General features: G+C 50.5%; 23 protein-coding genes and 1 tRNA gene. 16 read left to right on the top strand and 8 right to left on the bottom strand.

What is annotated here, in order from left to right:
* From Q0L39_RS01075 to bilS, 6 genes are all read left to right on the top strand, one after another.
* Window positions 1-454, top strand: a 454-nt coding sequence (locus tag Q0L39_RS01075; RefSeq protein WP_296626492.1) for a hypothetical protein, incomplete at its 5' end; no start/stop codon positions are given.
* Window positions 435-893, top strand: a complete 459-nt coding sequence (locus Q0L39_RS01080; RefSeq protein ID WP_296626493.1) for a hypothetical protein — start codon at window positions 435-437, stop codon at window positions 891-893. The genes Q0L39_RS01075 and Q0L39_RS01080, both read left to right, overlap by 20 nt.
* Window positions 829-1,668, top strand: a complete 840-nt coding sequence (locus Q0L39_RS01085; RefSeq protein WP_296626494.1) for a hypothetical protein — start codon at window positions 829-831, stop codon at window positions 1,666-1,668. Before Q0L39_RS01080 ends, Q0L39_RS01085 begins: the two co-directional genes overlap by 65 nt.
* A 197-nt stretch (window positions 1,669-1,865) precedes the next feature.
* Window positions 1,866-2,288, top strand: coding sequence for a bilirubin utilization transcriptional regulator BilQ (gene bilQ / locus Q0L39_RS01090; RefSeq protein WP_296626495.1), 423 nt, complete (start codon window positions 1,866-1,868; stop codon window positions 2,286-2,288).
* Complete coding sequence (gene bilR, locus Q0L39_RS01095) at window positions 2,276-3,388, top strand: bilirubin reductase (RefSeq protein WP_296626496.1); 1,113 nt, start codon at window positions 2,276-2,278, stop codon at window positions 3,386-3,388. The genes bilQ and bilR overlap by 13 nt, the downstream gene beginning before the upstream one ends.
* Window positions 3,385-3,867 (top strand): flavodoxin family protein BilS, encoded by a 483-nt coding sequence (gene bilS, locus Q0L39_RS01100; protein WP_296626497.1) that lies wholly within the window; start codon window positions 3,385-3,387, stop codon window positions 3,865-3,867. The genes bilR and bilS overlap by 4 nt, the downstream gene beginning before the upstream one ends.
* A gap of 47 nt (window positions 3,868-3,914) precedes the next feature.
* Here the strand turns inward: bilS and Q0L39_RS01105 are convergent, their stop codons facing one another.
* From Q0L39_RS01105 to selA, 4 genes are all read right to left on the bottom strand, one after another.
* Window positions 3,915-5,171, bottom strand: a complete 1,257-nt coding sequence (locus tag Q0L39_RS01105) for a hypothetical protein (RefSeq protein WP_296626498.1) — start codon at window positions 5,169-5,171, stop codon at window positions 3,915-3,917.
* Between the two features lie 67 nt (window positions 5,172-5,238).
* Window positions 5,239-5,335, bottom strand: a tRNA-Sec gene (locus Q0L39_RS01110).
* Between the two features lie 500 nt (window positions 5,336-5,835).
* Window positions 5,836-7,722, bottom strand: coding sequence for a selenocysteine-specific translation elongation factor (selB, locus tag Q0L39_RS01115; protein WP_296626499.1), 1,887 nt, complete (start codon window positions 7,720-7,722; stop codon window positions 5,836-5,838).
* 41 nt (window positions 7,723-7,763) lie between these two features.
* Window positions 7,764-9,164, bottom strand: coding sequence for an L-seryl-tRNA(Sec) selenium transferase (selA, locus tag Q0L39_RS01120; RefSeq protein WP_296626500.1), 1,401 nt, complete (start codon window positions 9,162-9,164; stop codon window positions 7,764-7,766).
* A gap of 307 nt (window positions 9,165-9,471) precedes the next feature.
* Between selA and Q0L39_RS01125 the strand changes: the two genes are divergently transcribed.
* From Q0L39_RS01125 to Q0L39_RS01160, 8 genes are all read left to right on the top strand, one after another.
* Entirely contained in the window at window positions 9,472-10,287 is an 816-nt protein-coding gene (locus Q0L39_RS01125; RefSeq protein ID WP_296626501.1) for a hypothetical protein, read from the top strand.
* A 21-nt stretch (window positions 10,288-10,308) separates the two neighbouring features.
* Window positions 10,309-10,620, top strand: coding sequence for a hypothetical protein (locus Q0L39_RS01130; RefSeq protein WP_296626502.1), 312 nt, complete (start codon window positions 10,309-10,311; stop codon window positions 10,618-10,620).
* Entirely contained in the window at window positions 10,610-11,077 is a 468-nt protein-coding gene (locus tag Q0L39_RS01135) for a HEPN domain-containing protein (RefSeq protein ID WP_296626503.1), read from the top strand. The genes Q0L39_RS01130 and Q0L39_RS01135 overlap by 11 nt, the downstream gene beginning before the upstream one ends.
* A 187-nt stretch (window positions 11,078-11,264) precedes the next feature.
* A complete protein-coding gene (locus tag Q0L39_RS01140) occupies window positions 11,265-11,939 on the top strand; it encodes a Crp/Fnr family transcriptional regulator (protein WP_296626504.1) in 675 nt (224 codons plus the stop codon).
* Complete coding sequence (locus tag Q0L39_RS01145; RefSeq protein ID WP_296626505.1) at window positions 11,936-13,051, top strand: MqnA/MqnD/SBP family protein; 1,116 nt, start codon at window positions 11,936-11,938, stop codon at window positions 13,049-13,051. The genes Q0L39_RS01140 and Q0L39_RS01145 overlap by 4 nt, the downstream gene beginning before the upstream one ends.
* Window positions 13,026-13,826 (top strand): ABC transporter permease subunit, encoded by an 801-nt coding sequence (locus Q0L39_RS01150; RefSeq protein WP_296626506.1) that lies wholly within the window; start codon window positions 13,026-13,028, stop codon window positions 13,824-13,826. The genes Q0L39_RS01145 and Q0L39_RS01150 overlap by 26 nt, the downstream gene beginning before the upstream one ends.
* The gene (locus Q0L39_RS01155) at window positions 13,823-14,446 is read left to right on the top strand and encodes an ATP-binding cassette domain-containing protein (RefSeq protein WP_296626507.1); all 624 of its coding nucleotides are present in this window, start codon (window positions 13,823-13,825) and stop codon (window positions 14,444-14,446) included. Before Q0L39_RS01150 ends, Q0L39_RS01155 begins: the two co-directional genes overlap by 4 nt.
* A gap of 102 nt (window positions 14,447-14,548) precedes the next feature.
* Window positions 14,549-15,337 (top strand): nucleoside phosphorylase, encoded by a 789-nt coding sequence (locus Q0L39_RS01160; protein ID WP_296626508.1) that lies wholly within the window; start codon window positions 14,549-14,551, stop codon window positions 15,335-15,337.
* A gap of 35 nt (window positions 15,338-15,372) precedes the next feature.
* Here Q0L39_RS01160 and Q0L39_RS01165 read toward each other — a convergent pair whose 3' ends face one another.
* The 3 genes from Q0L39_RS01165 to Q0L39_RS01175 form a co-directional block, all read right to left on the bottom strand.
* On the bottom strand, window positions 15,373-15,840 hold the full coding sequence (locus tag Q0L39_RS01165; RefSeq protein ID WP_296626509.1) for a hypothetical protein: 468 nt from the start codon (window positions 15,838-15,840) through the stop codon (window positions 15,373-15,375).
* Between the two features lie 47 nt (window positions 15,841-15,887).
* Complete coding sequence (locus Q0L39_RS01170) at window positions 15,888-16,397, bottom strand: hypothetical protein (protein WP_296626510.1); 510 nt, start codon at window positions 16,395-16,397, stop codon at window positions 15,888-15,890.
* Window positions 16,398-16,485: 88 nt separating this feature from the next.
* On the bottom strand, window positions 16,486-17,349 hold the full coding sequence (locus Q0L39_RS01175) for a patatin family protein (RefSeq protein ID WP_296626511.1): 864 nt from the start codon (window positions 17,347-17,349) through the stop codon (window positions 16,486-16,488).
* A gap of 198 nt (window positions 17,350-17,547) precedes the next feature.
* Between Q0L39_RS01175 and Q0L39_RS01180 the strand changes: the two genes are divergently transcribed.
* A complete protein-coding gene (locus Q0L39_RS01180; protein ID WP_296626512.1) occupies window positions 17,548-18,315 on the top strand; it encodes an AAA family ATPase in 768 nt (255 codons plus the stop codon).
* 20 nt (window positions 18,316-18,335) lie between these two features.
* Window positions 18,336-18,728 (top strand): hypothetical protein, encoded by a 393-nt coding sequence (locus Q0L39_RS01185; protein ID WP_296626513.1) that lies wholly within the window; start codon window positions 18,336-18,338, stop codon window positions 18,726-18,728.
* Between the two features lie 65 nt (window positions 18,729-18,793).
* On the opposite strand, the gene Q0L39_RS01190 is transcribed toward Q0L39_RS01185, so the two are convergent.
* The gene (locus tag Q0L39_RS01190; RefSeq protein ID WP_296626514.1) at window positions 18,794-19,186 is read right to left on the bottom strand and encodes a hypothetical protein; all 393 of its coding nucleotides are present in this window, start codon (window positions 19,184-19,186) and stop codon (window positions 18,794-18,796) included.
* Window positions 19,187-19,234: the final 48 nt, after the last annotated feature.

Genomic DNA, 19,234 nt, shown 5'->3' on the forward strand with positions numbered 1-19,234 from the left:
ATCACTTTCAGCGAGATACAGGAAGCCTCTAAAAGGGATGCTTCTGGTTCGGATTTGGAATGCTCACCGGCACCATAGAAGAAAAAGCCCTCCTGTTTATCAGGAGGGCTTTTTCTTCTATCATGAATACTCCAGGAGGAAGTATAGCGGTTTTGTCAAAGATAACGAAGCCAATTTGAACCAGAACCAACAAAAGTTTCGGAGCGCAGGAGGCTTTATTCCTGTATATACAATCCGCTTAGAGCGAGAACGGTTTCTCTTACACCTATTTATTCTACAAAAAGATATCTTCAACGATATTTTTCTACATTTTTTATATATTTTCGCTATTTTTTTACAAAATTTGCGAATATTTGATGATATACTACAACCAGGCTTTTCATCAAGGCCCAGCCCACCTTACGATATCAATGAACTGCAAAGGAGATGGTTCTATGAAAACAAACTGGATTGAAGATGTAAAAAACAACCCGCTGTTTGCCTATCAAGAGTATATGCCAAGTTCTCTGGATATTGCGGCTGATACGAAAATGCGTCCGGGATTTGCGGCTGTTCTCTATCAGGCTACCCGTGAGGACATCGCCAAGTTCCATCAGATCTTATCGGTAAACGCAGGAATTGATTCTGTGGAGGATATGGAGTGTGTACCGACCTACGCCATTTATCAGGACACTCGTGGACATATTCACCAGCTGTATTCTTATCTGGAAAAATCTGTCGATCAGCAAGACGGAGAAGGTTTGCCAGATCACGTTGCAACCTGGCTGGATCAGGGCAGAACACACACCGCTGAAGTCCTTCACCGACGACAGCAGCTCTCTGGAGATTTTGGTTCAGGCGCAGTGCAAGACCATCCAGTTCTCTCATACCCTGTCCAGGTCGGATTATTATGACAGCAGCAAATGCCCATCCAATCCTACTGCTACCTACACGATGTCCTATAAGGTTTACGCCGTCCACAACCTCGACGATGAAACTGATTATTACCTGGTGGAACAAGAGGGAATGTACCCCTTCAAAAATGTGTGCGCCTCTACCTATAAAAAGAGCGTGGGCGGTGCTTTGAGCAAAATCCAGGAATATTATGGCGGACATATTGTCGAAACATGTCGTCCGAAGAATATAATGAATGCTCAACACTGCCATATAGAGCGGACTTCGCCATCCACCACCACCACTTCTACTACAGTTAGTGTGGGACTTGATATCAACTTGGCTGGTTCTTACAGTTATTCTTCTGCTGATGGTCACACCGCTTCGGTTTCCGGCGGATTGAATATCAAAAACGACAGAAGCTACCAGATTTCAGATATTACGATAAGCAATCAGTCTGAGGGCAGCACACCTAAGGCGGAGTGGAATTATGACTTCAAACGTACCATCTCTCACTTCAATTTCTTTAGCTATGGTCAGGTGGAGATAGATGACTGTGCTCTGTCTGCCCGCAGTACTTTCGTTAGTGAGAGTGAATGGCTATTTCATGTGTCTAAGGATGGTATCTCAGGAGATGAGCTTCAGTTGGAGGCTTCCATCAGCGTGGATTTGGTTTCCAGCCGTGCTCGTTTGGACTATCCCTGCCACACTGGCTGTGTCCACAAAACCAATAACGCCCAGAAGAGCGTGGTTTTGTCGGTGAAACGGCCTCCGGTTATCTCTCAACAAAAATAAAAGCAGAACATCGGTGAAAGATTATTTTTAGGATTTTCACCGCTTTCACATAAAAGGAAAAGCACCTCGTCTTTGACAGGGTGCTTTTCCTTTTATCCTGTTTTTGCCTGCTTCTATATTTAAATGAGCAGAGCACTTGACTTTATCAAGTAAGAGTGTTATACTTGACCAAGTCAAGAAAAGGAGTTGATTGTTGTATGTTCCAAACTCTGGCCTACTATGCTACCGTATTTCACCGAAGCTTTACTGCCTACACCACTCAGCAGCTGCAACAGCTGGGGCTTAATTTCGGCTCTCTGTTTCTGATTATTTATGTTGGAAAACATCCCGACTGTACGCAGGCGCAGCTGACCCAGGCGCTGGGTCTGGACTGGGGATATTCTCAGCGCAGCGTCACCAAGCTGGTGGAAGAAAATTTTCTGATACGGGAAAAATCAGGAAGAGCTTATCATTTGAATTTAAGTTCTAAGGGGCAGGAAGCCTTCCAAATCAGTCATCAGGTCTTTTTTGACTGGGATCGTCAGATGCTGGAAGGACTGACGGAGGAAGAACAGACGCAGTTGTTTGCCATCTTGGAAAAAGTTACCAGGAAAGAAGCGAATTTGCCATGTATGAGATGATTAACAGCCCCATCAATTATGGGGGGCTTCCTTTAAAAAACCGTATTATCTTTGCACCTACGACGTTGGGATTGCCGCAGGACGAACTGATGAAGCGGATGAAAAAGATCGCTGCCGGTGGTTGTGCGATGATCATTGTCGGTGATGTTCCGGTGCTGCCTCACGGCTTTGGACCTTCGCTGTATACCAAAAAAGGATTTCAATTTTACAAGGAGCTGGCCGATACAGTTCATCAGGAGGGATGCAAGCTGTGTGCGCAGCTGCATCAGTCTGATTCTAACCTGAAAGCGATGCTGAAATATATCCCTGGCGTCCTGACCAAACGCATCTCTATGGAGCAGCTGCGACCGCTGTTGAATCAACAGGTGGGACCCTATATCACAGAGCTGCCGGTAAAAAAGGTGAAGGAGATCACCGATGCCTTTGGAAAGGCAGCAGAACTAGCACTGCAGGCAGGCTTTGATATGGTGCAGGTCCATGGAGACCGAATGTGCGGCAGCTTCAGCTCGACACTGTTCAATCAGCGCACCGACTGCTATGGAGGAAGTCAGGAAAATCGGGCACGGTTTGCGGTGGAAGCGGTGTCGGCTATCCGCCGCCGTCTGCCGGATGTACCGATTGATTATAAGCTGGCCGTGCGACAGGAAGATCCCCACTATGGCAATGCCGGCGTGTTGGAATCGGAGCTGCCTGTCTTTGTACCGCTGCTGGAAAAAGCAGGTGTCACCAGCTTTCATGTGACGCTGGCAAACCATGGTGAATTAAGCGATACCATCCCTCCAAAGAATCACCCGGAGTTTGGAGCGGAAGGATGCTTTTTAAAGTTTTGTGACCAGGTGCGTGCGCTCACCAGCCTGCCCGTCTGCGGCGTAGGCGGACTTACAAACCCCGATTTTGTGGAGGAGCAGCTGAAGTCTGGGAGGATCGACTGTGCAGCAATGAGCCGTCAGCTCATTGCTGACCCAGAATGGCCAAATAAAGTCTGCTCGGGACACAGCGGAGAGATTCACCGCTGCGTTCGCTGCAACAAGGAGTGTCTGGGAGGCATGATGGCACATCGAGGCGTTCATTGTATTTATGAAAGGGAGGAAACAAAATGAGTTATGCAATCGTTTACAGCAGCCGTACAGGAAATACCGCTCAGTTGGCACAGGCCATCAAAGAAGCGCTTCCGCAGGAAGACTGTCTCTATTTTGGACAACCGGATGCAAAAGCATTGGCTGCCCAGACGATTTATGTGGGTTTCTGGACGGACAAAGGAACCTGTGATGAACCGACAGCCGAATTTTTAAAAACCCTGACAAATCAAAAGGTATTTCTGTTTGGTACCGCAGGTTTTGGAGGATCATCCGCCTATTTTGAGCAGATTCTCGACCGTGTACAGCAGAATCTGGGTCAGGAGGTAGAGGTCGTCGGAAGATATATGTGCCAGGGCAAGATGCCGCAGGCTGTTCGCGACCGTTATGCGTCGATGGAAGATAGTCCGCGCCGCACCTCGATGCTGGAAAACTTCGATAAAGCATTGAGCCACCCTGATGAGCAGGATCTGAAACAGCTCAAAGAAAAGGTTAGACCATAACCGGAAAGAAAAAAAGCAGCCATTTTGGATGGCTGCTTTTTGCTGTTTTATCCAGCAGGTGTGGGAGCGTCGGTAAATTCCTCTACAAAAGAGAAGTGAATGCCGTCGTCCGAGACAAAACGAGCTTTGAGCAGGTTGCCGTCTTTGGCGTAGTCGCCGTCCTCTCCTTGGCCGAGGACAAAGTAGATTTTTCCGTCCGCAAGGTAGACCTGCTCCAGGCTGTCATAGGGATTGAATCCCAGCGAAGCAATAAGCTCCTCATCCTGCGGCAGATCATACAGCTGGTAGCTGGCTCCGCCGTCGGTGGTCATGTAGTATTGTGCGCCCGAGCTGTAAAAGCCGGTGTTATCATCTGTCCAGGAGCAGCAACTTAGATTGGAAATAAAGCCGTTTGGAAGCTCTATCCGCTCCCAATGCTGAAGATCACTGCTGCGGAAGGTGCCGTAGTAATCGCTGCCGCCGGTGCGGTCGAGGGCAAAGGTGGCATAGCAAATGCTGTCGGTTTGGGAGAAAAAGGTGTTTGCACGAAATGCACCCTCGGTGTAGATGGGACTTTGCTGCCAGCTTGCACCTGCATCGGTGCTGTACAAAAGCAGCGCACTGCCATCGGAATAACCGACAAAGGCGGTCAGTTCAGGGGTGACCAGATAACTTGTACTAGGAAGATATTCGTCGTACTGATCGTTGGGAGTTGAGCACACCAGTTGATAGCCGTCTGGAACCTCGGTGAGATGCTCTCCGTAATCATAGGTGACATACAGCGTTTCGTCCTGTACAAGGTAGCTGCATTCCTCCTCCAGATTGGCGGCATAGTGTTCTGTTTGAGGAATCTGAGTTTCTTGCCAAAATTCCTTGCTTTGCAGCTGATACTGGACCGGACTCATTGAAGCGAGCAGCGTCCAGACACCATCTTTCTGCCGCCATTGCAGTACCCATTGTCCTTGATAGCAGTTTTCCTCATCGGTGGAGCTCAGTTCCAGATTGCTGACGACCTCCTTGTTCCAACCGGAGATGGCAGTGGTGTAGTGAATCTCGATCATCTCCGGTTCCAACACCTCCAAACTGGTGATGGAAGCTGTTTTGATGCGCTGCGACGGCGGCACCTTCCAGCCCTGGTGCTGCTGCGACCACTGTTGGAACCAGCGCTCGGTGACGCTCTCGAGCGATTCATATTCGGATTTTGCCTCCAGCTGTGCGCCCACAATCTCTGGCGGCTGATACTGCGACCAGATGAGCAGGAGAAGGCCGGTACAGACTGCCAGCAGAAGAAGGACGGCGAGGATGATTTTGGTGCGGATTTTCACAGAACCCCCTCCTTTCAGGGCGGATAAACAATGACAAAAAAGGCGCACCCCGTATGGAGTGCGCCTTTGGCGGGAACGTGTGGGAATTGAACCCACCTATGCAGCTACTAACTACAATTACTGGTTTTGAAGACCAGAGGGCACACCAGCACCCATCCGCTCCCAGATACCCAAATATTATAGCACAAACAAAAGGAGTTGACAAGCTGTTTTTTGGATTATAAAAGAGGATTAGTAGGTTGCACAAAATAAAGCGGGCAAGCCGCATGATTCTTGGGAAGATAGAAACCCCCGCACGAAAAATCCGCGCGAGGGTTGTTCTGAGAAATTTACTCATTGTATCATAGAAGAACAGTCTCCATCTTCAAACGGCTCAAGCTTCAAGGTAATGCCGTCAAAAATCATCCACCGGATAATTTTTGAGGACAATAACCTACAAGTCGGCAGTCTTCGAGAACTTTTTTTCTTGTAAAAAGTTCTCGAGCTTTCAAAAATACGCCTTACGATAAGGTTTTCGCTCACTGCGGTGAGCGACCAGAGTTTCACTCTGGACTGGACAATTTTTTGAAAAAAATTGAGTAAAACTTTTGTTCTTATCCTTTTGCTACCCGTCTTTGCGACGTAGCCGAACTGCTTTGGTACTTTCTCAGAAAGTACTATCTAGCTACTTCAACACGCGGGCGTCGCCGACCTTTTTGGTGATGTTGCGGCGGTCCCAATATTCCAGTACAGCGACTGCAAACTTTCGGGAAGCACCCATCAGGTCGCGCATCTCGGCAAGAGTGATCTGTCCGTTTTTGGCGATGTGCTCCTTGGCCATCTCCAGCGCCTTGTTGTAGTAGTCGACGTGCAGCAGGATCTTGTCCTCCACACGAACCAGCTTGCCGGAGTTGACCAGTGCTTCCAGCACCGCCTTGAAGTTTTTGATCTTCGGGAAGCGGGCAGCGATCTGATCTGGAGATTCCGGCGAGAAACCGCCCTCATAGAAGGCTTTCTCGATCAGCTCCTGATTGTTGTCGGTCTGCGCCTCAAAGTCGTACAGGGCGACACAGCCATTGACAATCTTGAGTACTTTGCGGTTGACCAGCGAATCGGTAATCTTGTCAACCACTGCCATGTCCTCATATTTGATGAACTTGCCGCGGAACTCGTCGCGCTTCATACCGTCGCGCAGAGGATTTTCTGCATGGTAGGCGGTGAGCATTTTGACGGCGACATCCTTGAGGTGGTTGAGGTAGTCAACATGGATGACCACATTGTCGCTGATGCGGAAAGCGATTTTATCCTTGATGAGCTTCTGAATCTGCTGGTCGAACTGCTCCTTTGGAATGGCAGTCTGTACCTGCAAGAAGTCCAGCGTTTCAAAGCGGGAGGAGTAATCCTTCAGAGCAGCGCTGATCTTTTCCTTGTCCGAACCATTTTCCTTGATATTCAAAGATTCCAGCACCTGTGGGTCGTTGCGCTTGTGCTTGAACGGATTGGAGTCGAGGACGACACCGCCGCCGATCGTTTCCAGCGGAGAATAGAAACGCAGAACAAAGCGGTCGCCGGTCTTGACGGCGATTTCCTCCTCCAGACGCAGCTGAGCATAGCAGCTTTCACCGGCGCTGATGCTGTCGCGGTCAAGCAGGACGATTTTACACAGCACGTCCCTTGCACCGTGGTACAGATGCAGACGGGTGGCATTGAGAATTTCTCGCTCGCAGTCCTTGAGGACGGTCAGTTTGATGTCGATCATCATGGTGGTGTGCATCGAGTTTGGAGCAGCGACGACGTCGCCCTTGTTGAGGTCGGTCTTTTTTAGACCTGCAAGGTTGACCGCCACACGCTGACCGGCGTAGGCTTCCTCCACATCGTGGGAGTGTACCTGCAGGTTACGGATGCGGCTTTCCAGACGGGAAGGATAGATGGTGACCGGATCGCCGACCTTCATCTTGCCTTCGATCAAGGTGCCGGTGATGACAGTGCCGAAGCCCTCGACCGAGAAGATACGGTCGATCGGAATACGGAACGGGATATCCAGATTTTTGATCTGGGTTTTCTGGTCGATGAGCTGGAAGATGGCCTGTCTTAATTCCTCGATGCCTTCGCCAGTGTAAGAAGAAACAGCGATCATCTGTGCATTTTCCAGGAAGGTGCCCTTGACCTCGTTGCGGATATCCTCGCAGACGACCTCCAGCCAGTCCTCGTCCACCATATCCTTTTTGGTGATGACGATGATGCCTTCGGGGATGTTCAGCAGCGACAGGATTCCCAGATGCTCACGGGTCTGCGGCATAAAGCCCTCGTCCGCAGCGATGACCAGCAGGGCAAGGTCGATGCCGCCGGCACCTGCCAGCATGTTTTTGACAAATTTTTCGTGGCCAGGCACATCGATGATGCCGGCCTTTTCTCCGTCGGGCAGGTCGAGGTAAGCAAAGCCCAGCTCGATGGTGATACCGCGTTTTTTCTCTTCTTTGATGCGGTCGGTTTCAATGCCGGTCAGCGCCTTGATCAGGGCGGTTTTTCCGTGGTCGACATGGCCGGCAGTTCCGATGATAATATTTTTCATGTTCGATCCTTCTTTAAATCAATCAATAGGGTTGGACAGCGTTATTGACAGCATTCTTTGATGCTCTGTGCTACATACTCAAAGTGATGTTCCTCGATGGTGCGCACATCCAGCAGCAGGCGCTCCTTGGAGATGCGGGCGATAATTGGGAGCGACAGCTCGCGCAGACGTTTTTCCAGCTCGTCGAGCGATACATGGTCCGGCTCAATGGCGACGACCGAGCTGCGGATCATCTGGGTCGGCACCGAACCACCGCCGACCTGTCCGAAGTCCTCGGTCAGGCTGACACGGAAACTGCCGTCGCAGACCTTCTGCATGCAGGCAAGCAGGCGTTCGCCCTTTGGCTGAAGGGTCTCCATGGTAGCGGTAATCATGCGCAGGGTTGGATTGTGCTCCAGTGCATCGGCAGGATCGAGGTACTCGCGCAGAGTGGCTTCCAGCGCTGCCAGTGTCAGCTTGTCGATACGGAAAGCACGAGTCAGCGGATTTTTCTTCATCGCCTCGATATACTGGCGTTTGCCGATGATGATACCGGCCTGTGGACCGCCCAGCAGCTTGTCACCGGAGAAGCTGATGACGTCTGCGCCGGATTTCATCGCATCCAGAACATTTGGTTCATCCAGAATACCGTAGTCCTCCAGTCGAACCATCGCGCCGGAGCCCAAGTCGTAAATGACAGGGATGTTTCTTTCGTGTCCAAGGGTGACCATCTCATCCAGAGAAACTTCTTCGAAGAAGCCCATAATTTTAAAGTTGCTGGTGTGAACCTTCAGGAAGGCACCGGTATTTTCGGTGACAGCGCGGACATAATCGGAAGGATGGGTTTTGTTGGTGGTGCCGACTTCGACCAGAGTGCCGCCCGACTGTGCCATGATCTCCGGTACACGGAAGGCACCGCCGATTTCAACCAGCTCGCCGCGGGAGACGACAACCTCTTTGCCTTTTGCCATGGTGCTCAGGACCAACATGACGGCAGCGGCGTTGTTGTTGACAACCATGGCATCCTCAGCACCGGTCAGCTTGGAGATGAGGCTTTCCACATGGGCGTAGCGGCTGCCGCGGCTGCCCTTTTCCAGATTGTATTCGAGGGTGTTGTAGTCCTGCGCAACGCTCTGGATCGCGCGGACAGCAGCATCGCTGAGTTTGGCACGACCGAGGTTGGTGTGCAGCACGATGCCGGTGGCATTGATGACAGGGCGCAGGCTCATGGTTGTTTTTTTGGTGACACAGCGGATGACCTCATTGCAGATGCTGTCGATCTCCATCGAAGGTTCCTCACCAGCCAGAATCTGCTGGCGCAGTGAGTCGATGACTTCGCGGACCGCTTCGGTCAGAACGGTGTGCTGACAGGACAGGGAAGAAAGCTGTTCGTGGCGCAGCAGCTCATCCACCTTTGGAATCTTTCTTAACAGTTGGGAATTGACGCTCATATTGTCGACCATACCTTTCACGGCTTGAAAACAAGCACAGTTTATGTTTGGATTTGATGGTTCTGCAAGGTGCAGAGGAGGTGGGAAAAGGATGGGCTGCTTTGTGCGGCATGATCAATTTCCCAAAATAGTTTTCAGCAGGATTGCTGTATGCCATTATTGTATCAAAAAATCACCGAAGGCGCAATGAGGAGAGCTTTTGTTTCTTGTAAGAAAGTTTGGGTTTTGATTGAGTAATATCGCCAAAGATGGTATAATAAGTTCAAATCAAGGTGTGGATTTGAAGGGAAAACAAACTGTTGAAAAAGGAATGATAGCTATGTTGAACCGCCTGATGACCTCCAGAAAGGTGAGAGGCTTTCTGCTGATTCTGCTGATTGTGTCGGCGCTTGTAGCTGTGGTTTCGGTGGCAGTGCCGCTCAACCGGAAAAAGGAAGCCATCACGACCCTGGGAACACAATCCCTTTCGGAGGCAACCTCGCTTGCTCTGTCGCTTGAATATTACAATGGAACCCGCATCGAAGCGCTGGTTTCTTATCCCGATACGACCGCCTTTTATCAGAATCTGTGCGCGTTTTTGTCCCGTGCAAAGGATACGCTGTCCTACGATCGGGTGTATCTTTTGTACCGAGGCCTGGAGGGAAGAATCGCCTATCTGGCGGATGCTGATTATGGAGAATCGCTGCAGGCGGAGGTGGATTATCGGGAAATCGGCGCTGATTATGACGATGAACGCTACACCAACCGCTGCACCTCCATTCTGGAAAACCAGTTTTCCAGCCGTCAGGGTGCTGTGTATGTGCCGGAAATTCTGGACAGCAATTATATCACCACCTATCTGCCGATCAAAAATTCATCCGGTCAGGTGATTGCAGTGCTGGGCGTGGATGCCAAGCTCAAGTATTCCGACTTTACCAAGTACGGCCCGATCAACTTTGAACGCCTGACCACCGTCAGCGGAATTTTGTTTGTTGTCAGCCTGGTGCTGTTTGTTGTCTGCATGGACAAGGGACTCAGCGAAGAAGAGAAGGAAAACCGCTGGAGAAAGCGCCGCGGTTTGCCGCCAAAACCGGTGAAGAAGGATAAAATTGTCGTGGACCCGTTGGACGACATCGATCCAAACGACTATCTGTAACAAGGAAAGGTGGAAGGAACCATGGATGAGCAAGCGGACAAACTGATTCAGGAAACAGTAGATAAGATTGTGGAGCTGTTTTCGCCGAGCAAGGTCATCGAATACAACACAAAGTATGGGATGGATGGACGATTGCTCTCCTTTAAGCTGTGCATCGTCGGAAAAATTACGGATAAACGCCGGATGCTGACCAGAATTTTTGATGAGGTGGACAGCGATATCCCTTACGACGTTTTGCTGTATACCGACGAACAGTTCGAACAGCTCAAAGACAGCAGTGATGCGTTTGCGTCCCGCGTCAATCAGAGGGGCAGGGTGCGCTATGGGAAATAGAAGCCGGATGCACAATGGAAAGGACAGCCGACGATACTATGACTGGCTGGAACATTCCAGCCAGGACCTGATTGCTGCCAAGATCCTCTCGGAGGATGACCGCTGTTATCGTCTGGCGGCATTTCACTGCCAGCAGGCGATCGAAAAGGCGCTCAAGGCGTATATTCTCCTCAAATCGGATGTACTGGTGGATGGTCACAACCTGACCTGGCTGTGCCGGCAGGCAAAAAAATATGACAAGGGCTTCCACCAGTGGTTTGATGAAAGTGCCGACCTCAACCAGTGCTACATCGAAACCCGATACCCTGCCGATATTGAAAAAGAATATACATACAAGATGGTCAAAAACTTCTATCGCATGGCAAAGGAGATGTATCAATACATCTTTGCAGAGATTGATAAGGAGTTTGAACGGCGGGAAAAAGCCGAGGAAGATGCCCCGTTTTACGGAAGATGATAAAAAGCGTTCTGCGGTCAAAGAACCGCAGAACGCTTTTTTGACGTGGTATATACATCCGGTGAAACAAGAAAAGGGTTTTGTGCATTGTCTTTTTGCTTGACTTTCCGAATGCTTCAGGATACAATAAGAGGGCAAAATTGTACCATTTGGAACAATTTTAAGGACAGAGATGGAGGGAAATAGCATGACAGCGTCGGATGCAGCCTTCAAAGCAGCCTGTGGCTGTATGTTGTTTGCCCAGCTGCCAGTGCAGCAGGCAGAGGAAATTTTGCGAGGGGAATCCAGCCAAAAGCAGTTTTCCCGAGGGGAGATCATCTATTCCCCAGAAAATTACCAGCGTGCGCTGGGAATCATCGCACGCGGAACAGCCATCGTGGAAAAGGAAAATGGTGTGCTGCTCAACCGTCTGGAAGCAGGAAGCTGTTTTGGAGCAGCGGCGCTGTTTGCTCAGGAAGAGCGGTATGTGACCACCATCCGCGCCAAAAGCGAATGCACGGTGCTGTTTTTGCCCGCTGCATCCATGGAGCGTATTTTGATGAACTATCCACAGATTGCACTCAATTACATCCGTTTTCTGTCCGGCAGGATCCAGTTTTTAAACCGCAGGATCGACAGTTTTGTCGCGCCAAACGTCGAGGAAACACTGCTTTCCTACCTTCGTCAGCAGCCACAGGGAAAACTTGACCGTGTACCGATGGCGAAACTGGCGGAGATTCTCAACGTGGGACGAACCTCACTGTATCGTGCGGTGCAGCATCTGGAGCAATGCAATATGATTACAAGGGAAGGAAAAACGATCTGTTTGACCTCATCAGAGGATAGACAGGACAACTTCCCTGGAAAAGAGGAGATTGTATGAAAAGCATGAAGATCAGCAAGCTGCTGGCAATGCTGATGGCATTTACAATGACCGTTTCGCTGGCAGCTTGTGGAACAACCACACAGACAGGGGAATCTACCGAGTCTCAGCAGACCGAAGAAACCACCGAGGAAACCAAACCGGAGGAAGAAACCACCGAAACACCGGCAGAGGAGACCGAGGAAACAGCAGAAGAAACAGCTTCGGCTGAAAAAACCGAGATCAATCTGGGAATCATCAGCGGTCCAACCGGTCTGGGTATGCTGGACCTTTTGGAAAAGAATGAAAACGGTGAAGCTGCCAACAGCTATAATGTGACTCTGGCAAGCGCACCAGACGAGATTACCGGCAAGGTCATCTCGGGTGAGCTGGATATTGCGGCGGTTCCAACCAACGTTGCTTCCACCCTCTACAACAAGACCGAAGGCGGCGTTCAGATCGCTGCACTCAATACCATGGGTGTTCTGTATGTGCTGGAAACCGGCGACACCATCCAGTCGGTAGCGGATCTGGCAGGCAAGACCATCTACGCCACCGGACAAGGCTCCACACCGGAATACGCTCTCAACCTGGTACTGGAGAAAAACGGTCTGACACCAGGCGAGGATGTCACTATCGTATACAAGGATGAAAATGCAGAGATCGCACCGCTGCTTGCTTCGGGAGAAGCTGAGGTTGCTCTGCTGCCACAGCCATTTGTTACCTCGGTCACCATGCAGAATGAAAATGTCCGTGTTGCACTGGACCTGACCGAAGAGTGGGACAAGGCAGTGGAAGGACAGAGCGGTCTGACCATGGGCTGTGTTGTTGTCCGCACCGAGTTTGCACAGAACAACAAGGAGGCACTGGACAGTTTCCTGGAGGAGTACAAAGCTTCGGTAGAAACAGTTACCAGCGAAGAAGGCCTTGCCCATGCAGCAGAACTGGCTGAACATTATGACATCCTCAAGGCAGCTGTTGCACAGAAAGCGATCCCAGAATGCAACATTGTCTTTGTAGAAGGCGATGAGATGCAGCAGATTGCCAGTGGATTCTTGCAGGTATTGTACGATGCAAACCCACAGTCGGTAGGAGGAAATCTCCCGAATGATGACTTCTATTACAAGAGATAGAGCCAACAAAACAAAACAGAAGCGTCCTCGATGGATGCAGGTGTGTGCGGTGCTGGTCTGGCTGCTGTTGTGGCAGGCTGCTGCCGCCGCCGTTTCGCTGCCCCTGCTTTTGCCGTCGCCGGTTTCGGTGGCGGCACGGCTGGGGCAGCTGTGCATTACGCTGGAGTTCTGGAGTACGGTGGCAAACTCGCTGTGGCGCATTTTGCAGGGATTTGTGCTGGGAATGCTGATAGGCACCTTGCTTGCCTGGATGGGATGGCGATGGGCGTTTGCACAGGCGATGATCCGCCCGATGATCGGCGTGCTCAAGGCGACGCCGGTGGCTTCGTTTATCATTCTGGCGCTGGTGTGGATCAAAACCGAACAGCTGGCGATGGTCATCTCGTTTATCATGGTGCTGCCGCTGGTGTACAACAATATGCGCGCGGGCATCGACGCTGCGGACCAAAAGCTGTTGGAGATGGCGCAGGTGTTCGGACTTTCCCGCCGCAAGGTGTTTCGATACTGCTATCTGCCGGCGATCTGGCCGTTTTTCCTCTCGGCGCTGACCAGTGCCTTGGGTTTTGCCTGGAAATCCGGCATCGCCGCCGAGGTGCTGGCACGTCCCACCAAAGCGATCGGCAAGATGATCTATGATTCGAAAATCTATCTGGAAACAACCGACCTGTTTGCCTGGACACTGGTGGTGATTCTGATGTCGGTGCTGCTGGAAAAGGTGGTGGTCCGGCTGGTACAGTGGGCAGGAAAACGGTCGATGAGGGTGAACAGCAGATGAAACTGGAACATTTGACAGTGAACTATGATGGTTTGACCGTTGCACAGGATTTGACGCTGGAACTGCCGGACCGCGGGATGATCTGCTTTTTTGCACCGTCAGGCACCGGAAAAACCACCTTGCTCAACGTGCTGTGCGGGCTGCACAAGCCACAGAGCGGGCAGGTGCTGGGATTGGAGGGCAAGCGCTTTGCCTTTGTCTTTCAGGAGGACCGGCTGATTCCAGAGCTGTCGGCGCGGGATAACGTTGGCTTGGTGCTGGAAAAGAACCGTCAGGAGCTGGCGGAAACATTTCTTACGCGGCTGGGACTTGGCGGCTGGGAAAAGGCGTATCCTGACGAACTGTCGGGCGGAATGCAGCGGCGGGTCGCCATTGCTCGGGCGCTTGCCTATGGAGAACAGCACCGCGGCGAGGTGGTCTATCTGTTCGATGAGCCGCTCAAAGGCTTGGACGAGCAGACCGCAGGAGAGGTGTTGGAAGTTATCCGTACCCAGACAGCGGGAAGTTTGAGCTTTTTTATCACCCATGACCGTGAGGAGGCACAACGGCTTTCGGATGTGATTGTCTGTTTTGCAGGACCTCCGCTGCAGGTCACGCAGGTGATTGACAATCGAAAATAACCGTAAAGAAGGAAGGACTGTAAAAAAACAGCCCTTCCTTCTTTACTTTGCGGATAAAACTTGCTATAATCATAAAAATTTAGAACTGAAAGAGGTGGCAAGATGTTATTACAGGAATATGACCCCAATAAGGATGCCGTTATCAATCCCGAAATGCTGGTGGAGAAGGTCGAGAATTTCCCCGATGTGACCGTCTCCTGTTTCTCCAAAAAGCTGTTTGAAAGCGTCCTTGCATTTTTTGAGCCGAAGAAAATTGTGGAGGTGCGCTCAGCGGTCGGAGGCAATCCCATTTACGAGGTGGAGTATAAAGGAGAACGCTTTGCGTTTTTCCAGTCCTATGTCGGAGAACCAAAGTGTGTGGGCGATTATGAGGATATTCTGGCGATGGGCAGCCAGTGCCTGATTTTACTGGGCAACTGCGGTGTATTGGACAAAACCATCGAGGACTGTGGTATCATTATTCCCACCCAGGCCATCCGCGACGAGGGATGCAGCTACCACTATGCGCCGCCCAGTGATATGCTGGATGTCAACAAAAAGTATGTGGAGCTGTTCTGTCAGGTGCTGGAACAGTACGGCTATCCCTATGTCAAGGGAATCACCTGGACGACCGACGCCTGCTATCGGGAAACAAGAGAAAAGGTGGAGCGTCGAAAAGCTCAGGGCGCCATCTGTGTCGAGATGGAATGTGCAGGAATGCAGGCGCTGTGCGACTTTCGCGGAAGCGATTTTTTCCAGTTTTTCTATGCCGGAGATAACCTCGACCACTCCGAGTGGCAGCCGAGAAGCCTTTCAGGGGAGGCACGTCTGGACGACAAGAGCAAAATCGCATTGCTGGCCTTTGAGCTGGGTTTAAAAATCAAGGAACAGCGCAGAAAAGAACAGGGATAAACAAAAGGAGATGCTGTAAAAACAGCATCTCCTTTTTATGATAGCTGGTATTTTGAAAGCAGGGTTTGATGCGCTGTCATCCGGCTGGAAATACACATCGACAAAATCAGCCCAAGAACAGAAAAGCCTGCAAGATAGTTGCTGTAGATTCCCAAGATAAAATAATAGAGGTATGTTGGGAGCTTGCCAGGTAAAAACGGAGCAAAGTAGTGGATGGTAAGAAGAATACCCGTTCCAAAAAAGACTGCCAGAAGGGCGATGACAAGAATCAGCGCCGCTCTTTCAATCGTCTTGTGCAGAGACAGTCTGGCTTTAAACAGCATCAGCTGCCCGATCAGATAACCGCCCAGCAGGTAGGCAATAGGGAAGAAATAAAACCAGTAGAACAAAACTTTGTCGTAGGTATAGGTGGTGAATTGATGCTCCTGTGCCTGTCCGTAAGTGAGCAAAATGAGCAGGTCGATCACAAACAAAGCCAACAGAAATAGGTTTATCTTCTTCATAATAACCCTCTTTTCGCCAGGAATTTTGATATGCTAAGGCCAGAGTATCAGGCAATCCATTCCCAGGGCTGCACCTTGTCAAAATAGATGCTGTCGCCCGCCTGTTCAAATTGATAGACAGCCTCGATGGTGTGCTGCTCATTTTCTCCGCCAGAAAGGTAGATGAAAAAGGAAATCGGCGTATTGTTGACAAAGCGGGCACTGCGCTGGGACAGACAGTCCCGATAAAGTCCGCGAAGAAACGGGTCGGAGTCGAGCAAGGAGGATATATCCTCATAGGCCTGTTGAAACTGTTCGGTGCGGGCAGAGCGTTTCAGCTGGCAGTCGACCGAAAGCCCGCTGCCGCCGATAAACAGGCGAACCTTTTGCAGGTCGGAGTTTTGGTCGTGCAGCTGGTGGATGGCCGACAGGGAGTGCATACTCCAATAGGGTCGTCGGTCGGAAGGAAGCAGCAGGTTGAGAAGGTCCGACCCATAGCCCCACAGCAGAACAACCAGCAGAATCAGCAGGAATTTTTGCAGGAAGGAACTTTCGCCGCGGCTGAGATATTGTTTCATCGACCTCACCTCCGGTGACGGGAAAACAAGGGCAGAAAAAATGCCCGTCCTTTCTATCAGTATAACACATAGAAAGGGCGGGCTGCAATTATTTCTGTAAGAATTCCAGCAGCTGCGGGAAGGCGGCTTTGGCATCGTCATATCCCTGCGCATAGAGGGCACGCAGCGATGCTTCGTCGGCGCGCATCGAGCTTAATTGCAGCGGCTGTTTTGGCTGAAGGACAAACGCCTGACCGGTTTTTGCCAGCAGCGCACAGGTCTTGCGCTGACGGTGGTCGATGATGTGGCGGTTTTCCTCGGTCTGGATAAAGTTGGGGTATTTGCGGTAAACCCGACGGATCAGCGGCAGATTGGCAGCGGATTTTCGCACAAAGGAAGGATTGCGGGTCAGAATGACAATCTGTTTCTGACTGCCGTCGCGCATCGCCTCAAAGATAGGAATCGGGCAGGAAATACCGCCGTCAAGATAAGGAGTGTTTCCCAGGTAATAAATGTAGGAGAACAGCGGAAGTGCCGCAGAAGCGCGGACAGGGAACATCCGCTTGTCCATCTGTTCTTTTCCAAAGAATTCACACTTGCCGGTGAGAAGATTGGTGGCTCCAACGTGGACTTGCACCTCGGAGGAAAAGAAGGTATCATAGTCGAAAGGAAGATATTTTTGGGGGACAGTATCAAAGATAAATTCCAGATTGAATGCACAGTGATATTTGAGCATGTTGCGTGCACTGATGTAGCGTTTATCCGAGCAGAAACGGAAGTTGACCTGGGCGTTGCGTCCTGGCTGCTTGGCCGCATAGCCGATGGCGTTGAGTGCGCCGGCAGAAACACCATAGACATGGGGAAGATACAGGCCCTGCTCCATGAAATAATCGAGGACGCCGGTGGTATAGATGCCGCGGAATCCACCGCCTTCCAGAACCAGCGAGGTTGTGCTGAGATCAGGTAAATTCATAAAACCCATCCTTTCTTTTCATCATCATTTTGTATCATACCATGCAGAACATGGGGAATTTTGGAATCTTGTGACGATTGGTCACTTTTTATTTTAGACACTTTGCAGGAGAAAATCAAAGAACCAAATGTAAATTTTAAAGACAGTGATTTCCACACTTTCCATAGAGGATTGTGGAAAACAGAGGGAGGCGGGACGATGGAGCGAAACTTTTGGGAAAACAACAATTTCATCCAGCAGGTGCGCTTTGAACTGCCGGAAGGAAAGGAAGGAAAACAATACCCCTTTTCGATTCCGGCAGTGCGCGCCTGTCAGGAAATGAACCTGGAGGCACCGGTGACCATCTTCACCGGAGAGAACGGCAGCGGCAAATCGACCATTCTGGAGGCAATCGCCGTCGCAGCCGGATTAAACGCAGAAGGCGGCTCACAGAACTTTACCTTTTCGACCGAGGCAAGCCACTCTGTTTTGCATGAGTACACTCAGTTGGTACGGGGAATCTATCGACCGAAGGACAGCTATTTTCTGCGCGCCGAAAGCTTTTATAATGTGGCGACCGACATCGACCATATGGACCGTGATGTAAAGAGAGGACCAAGGCTGATCACTTCCTATGGAGGAGTGTCGCTGCACCATCAGTCGCACGGGGAGTCCTTTCTGGCACTGGTGGAAAATCGGTTTGGCGGCAATGGATTGTATGTCTTTGACGAGCCGGAGGCAGCTTTATCTCCGACCAATCAGCTGGTGCTGGTGCGGCTGATCTGTCAGCTGGCAGAGAGAAAGTCCCAGTTTTTGATCTCCACCCATTCGCCGATCCTGCTGTGTATTCCAGGAGCGCAGGTGTATGAGCTAAGCCGCGAAGAGGACCCATTGCGGCAGGTAAACTATCGGGAAACCCAGCTGTTTCGGCTGTACAGCGGCTTTCTGCGCTCGCCGGAGCGGGTCATGCGGGAGCTGCTCAAATAAACAAACAGGAGGTACTGGATATGAAAAATAAGAAATTACCTGTGATAATAGCAGCAATAGGTGTACTAATGGTATCTTTTGTGATTGGAACAGGATTTACAAAACGGACAGATGTGATTTTAACAGATTATTCTGTTTCAGAGGATGGAGCGGAAATCATTCTAAAAACCTCGGTTGCATCCTCTGCGGGATATATCAGAGGTTTTAAAAATGACGGCGGAGGTGTGAAGCCGCATTATCTGACTTTTTACGCAACATTTGGTGGACTTAACAGTACGTTTGGTGCTAAAAATGAGTTTGTGTTAGAAGTCGATGAAGATGGCAGCGAGATTTACTTCAACCGAACTGATGGCGGATATGAACTTGTTTTGCAAAAGGATGCACAAACGGGTGTGTGGGGAAAAACACCGTAAATAAATACATGCTTAACAGATTCAAAATAAAAAGACCTGCCCATTTTTTCGAGCAGGTCTTTTTATTATTTATCCAGTGTTTGTGCCGAAGCCAGCATGACGTCCACGCTGTCCGAAATCCCTTCGATTGGGGAAAGGGAAGCGGCAAAATGATTTTTGCCCAGCGGACGCAGGTAAATTTCCGGTTCATGACCGGCTTCCCACTGACCCTTGCCGTTGGCAATCAGCCATTTGCCGATGATGCCGCTGCGCAGCTCTCTGCCGCGGGTCCAGAAGGCGTCGGTGTTGATGGCAAGCTCCGCCGGTTTTTCCCAGCCTTCCAGCTCCAGGACGACCGATGCCCATTCGACATCGAGGTATTCGTCCTTGAAGTAGTTGGTCAGCCAGACGCCGTATCCGCCGCCGTTGGGCAGAAACTTGCCGTTGTTCCATGCTTTTGCCAAAACGATGTGTGACATGGTGGTATCTCCTTTACTCTCTTTACAAACCTTATTATCCAATATCAC

Origin of the sequence: uncultured Negativibacillus sp. (assembly GCF_944388365.1) — a bacterium.
Taxonomy (GTDB): Bacteria; Bacillota; Clostridia; order Oscillospirales; family Ruminococcaceae; genus Negativibacillus.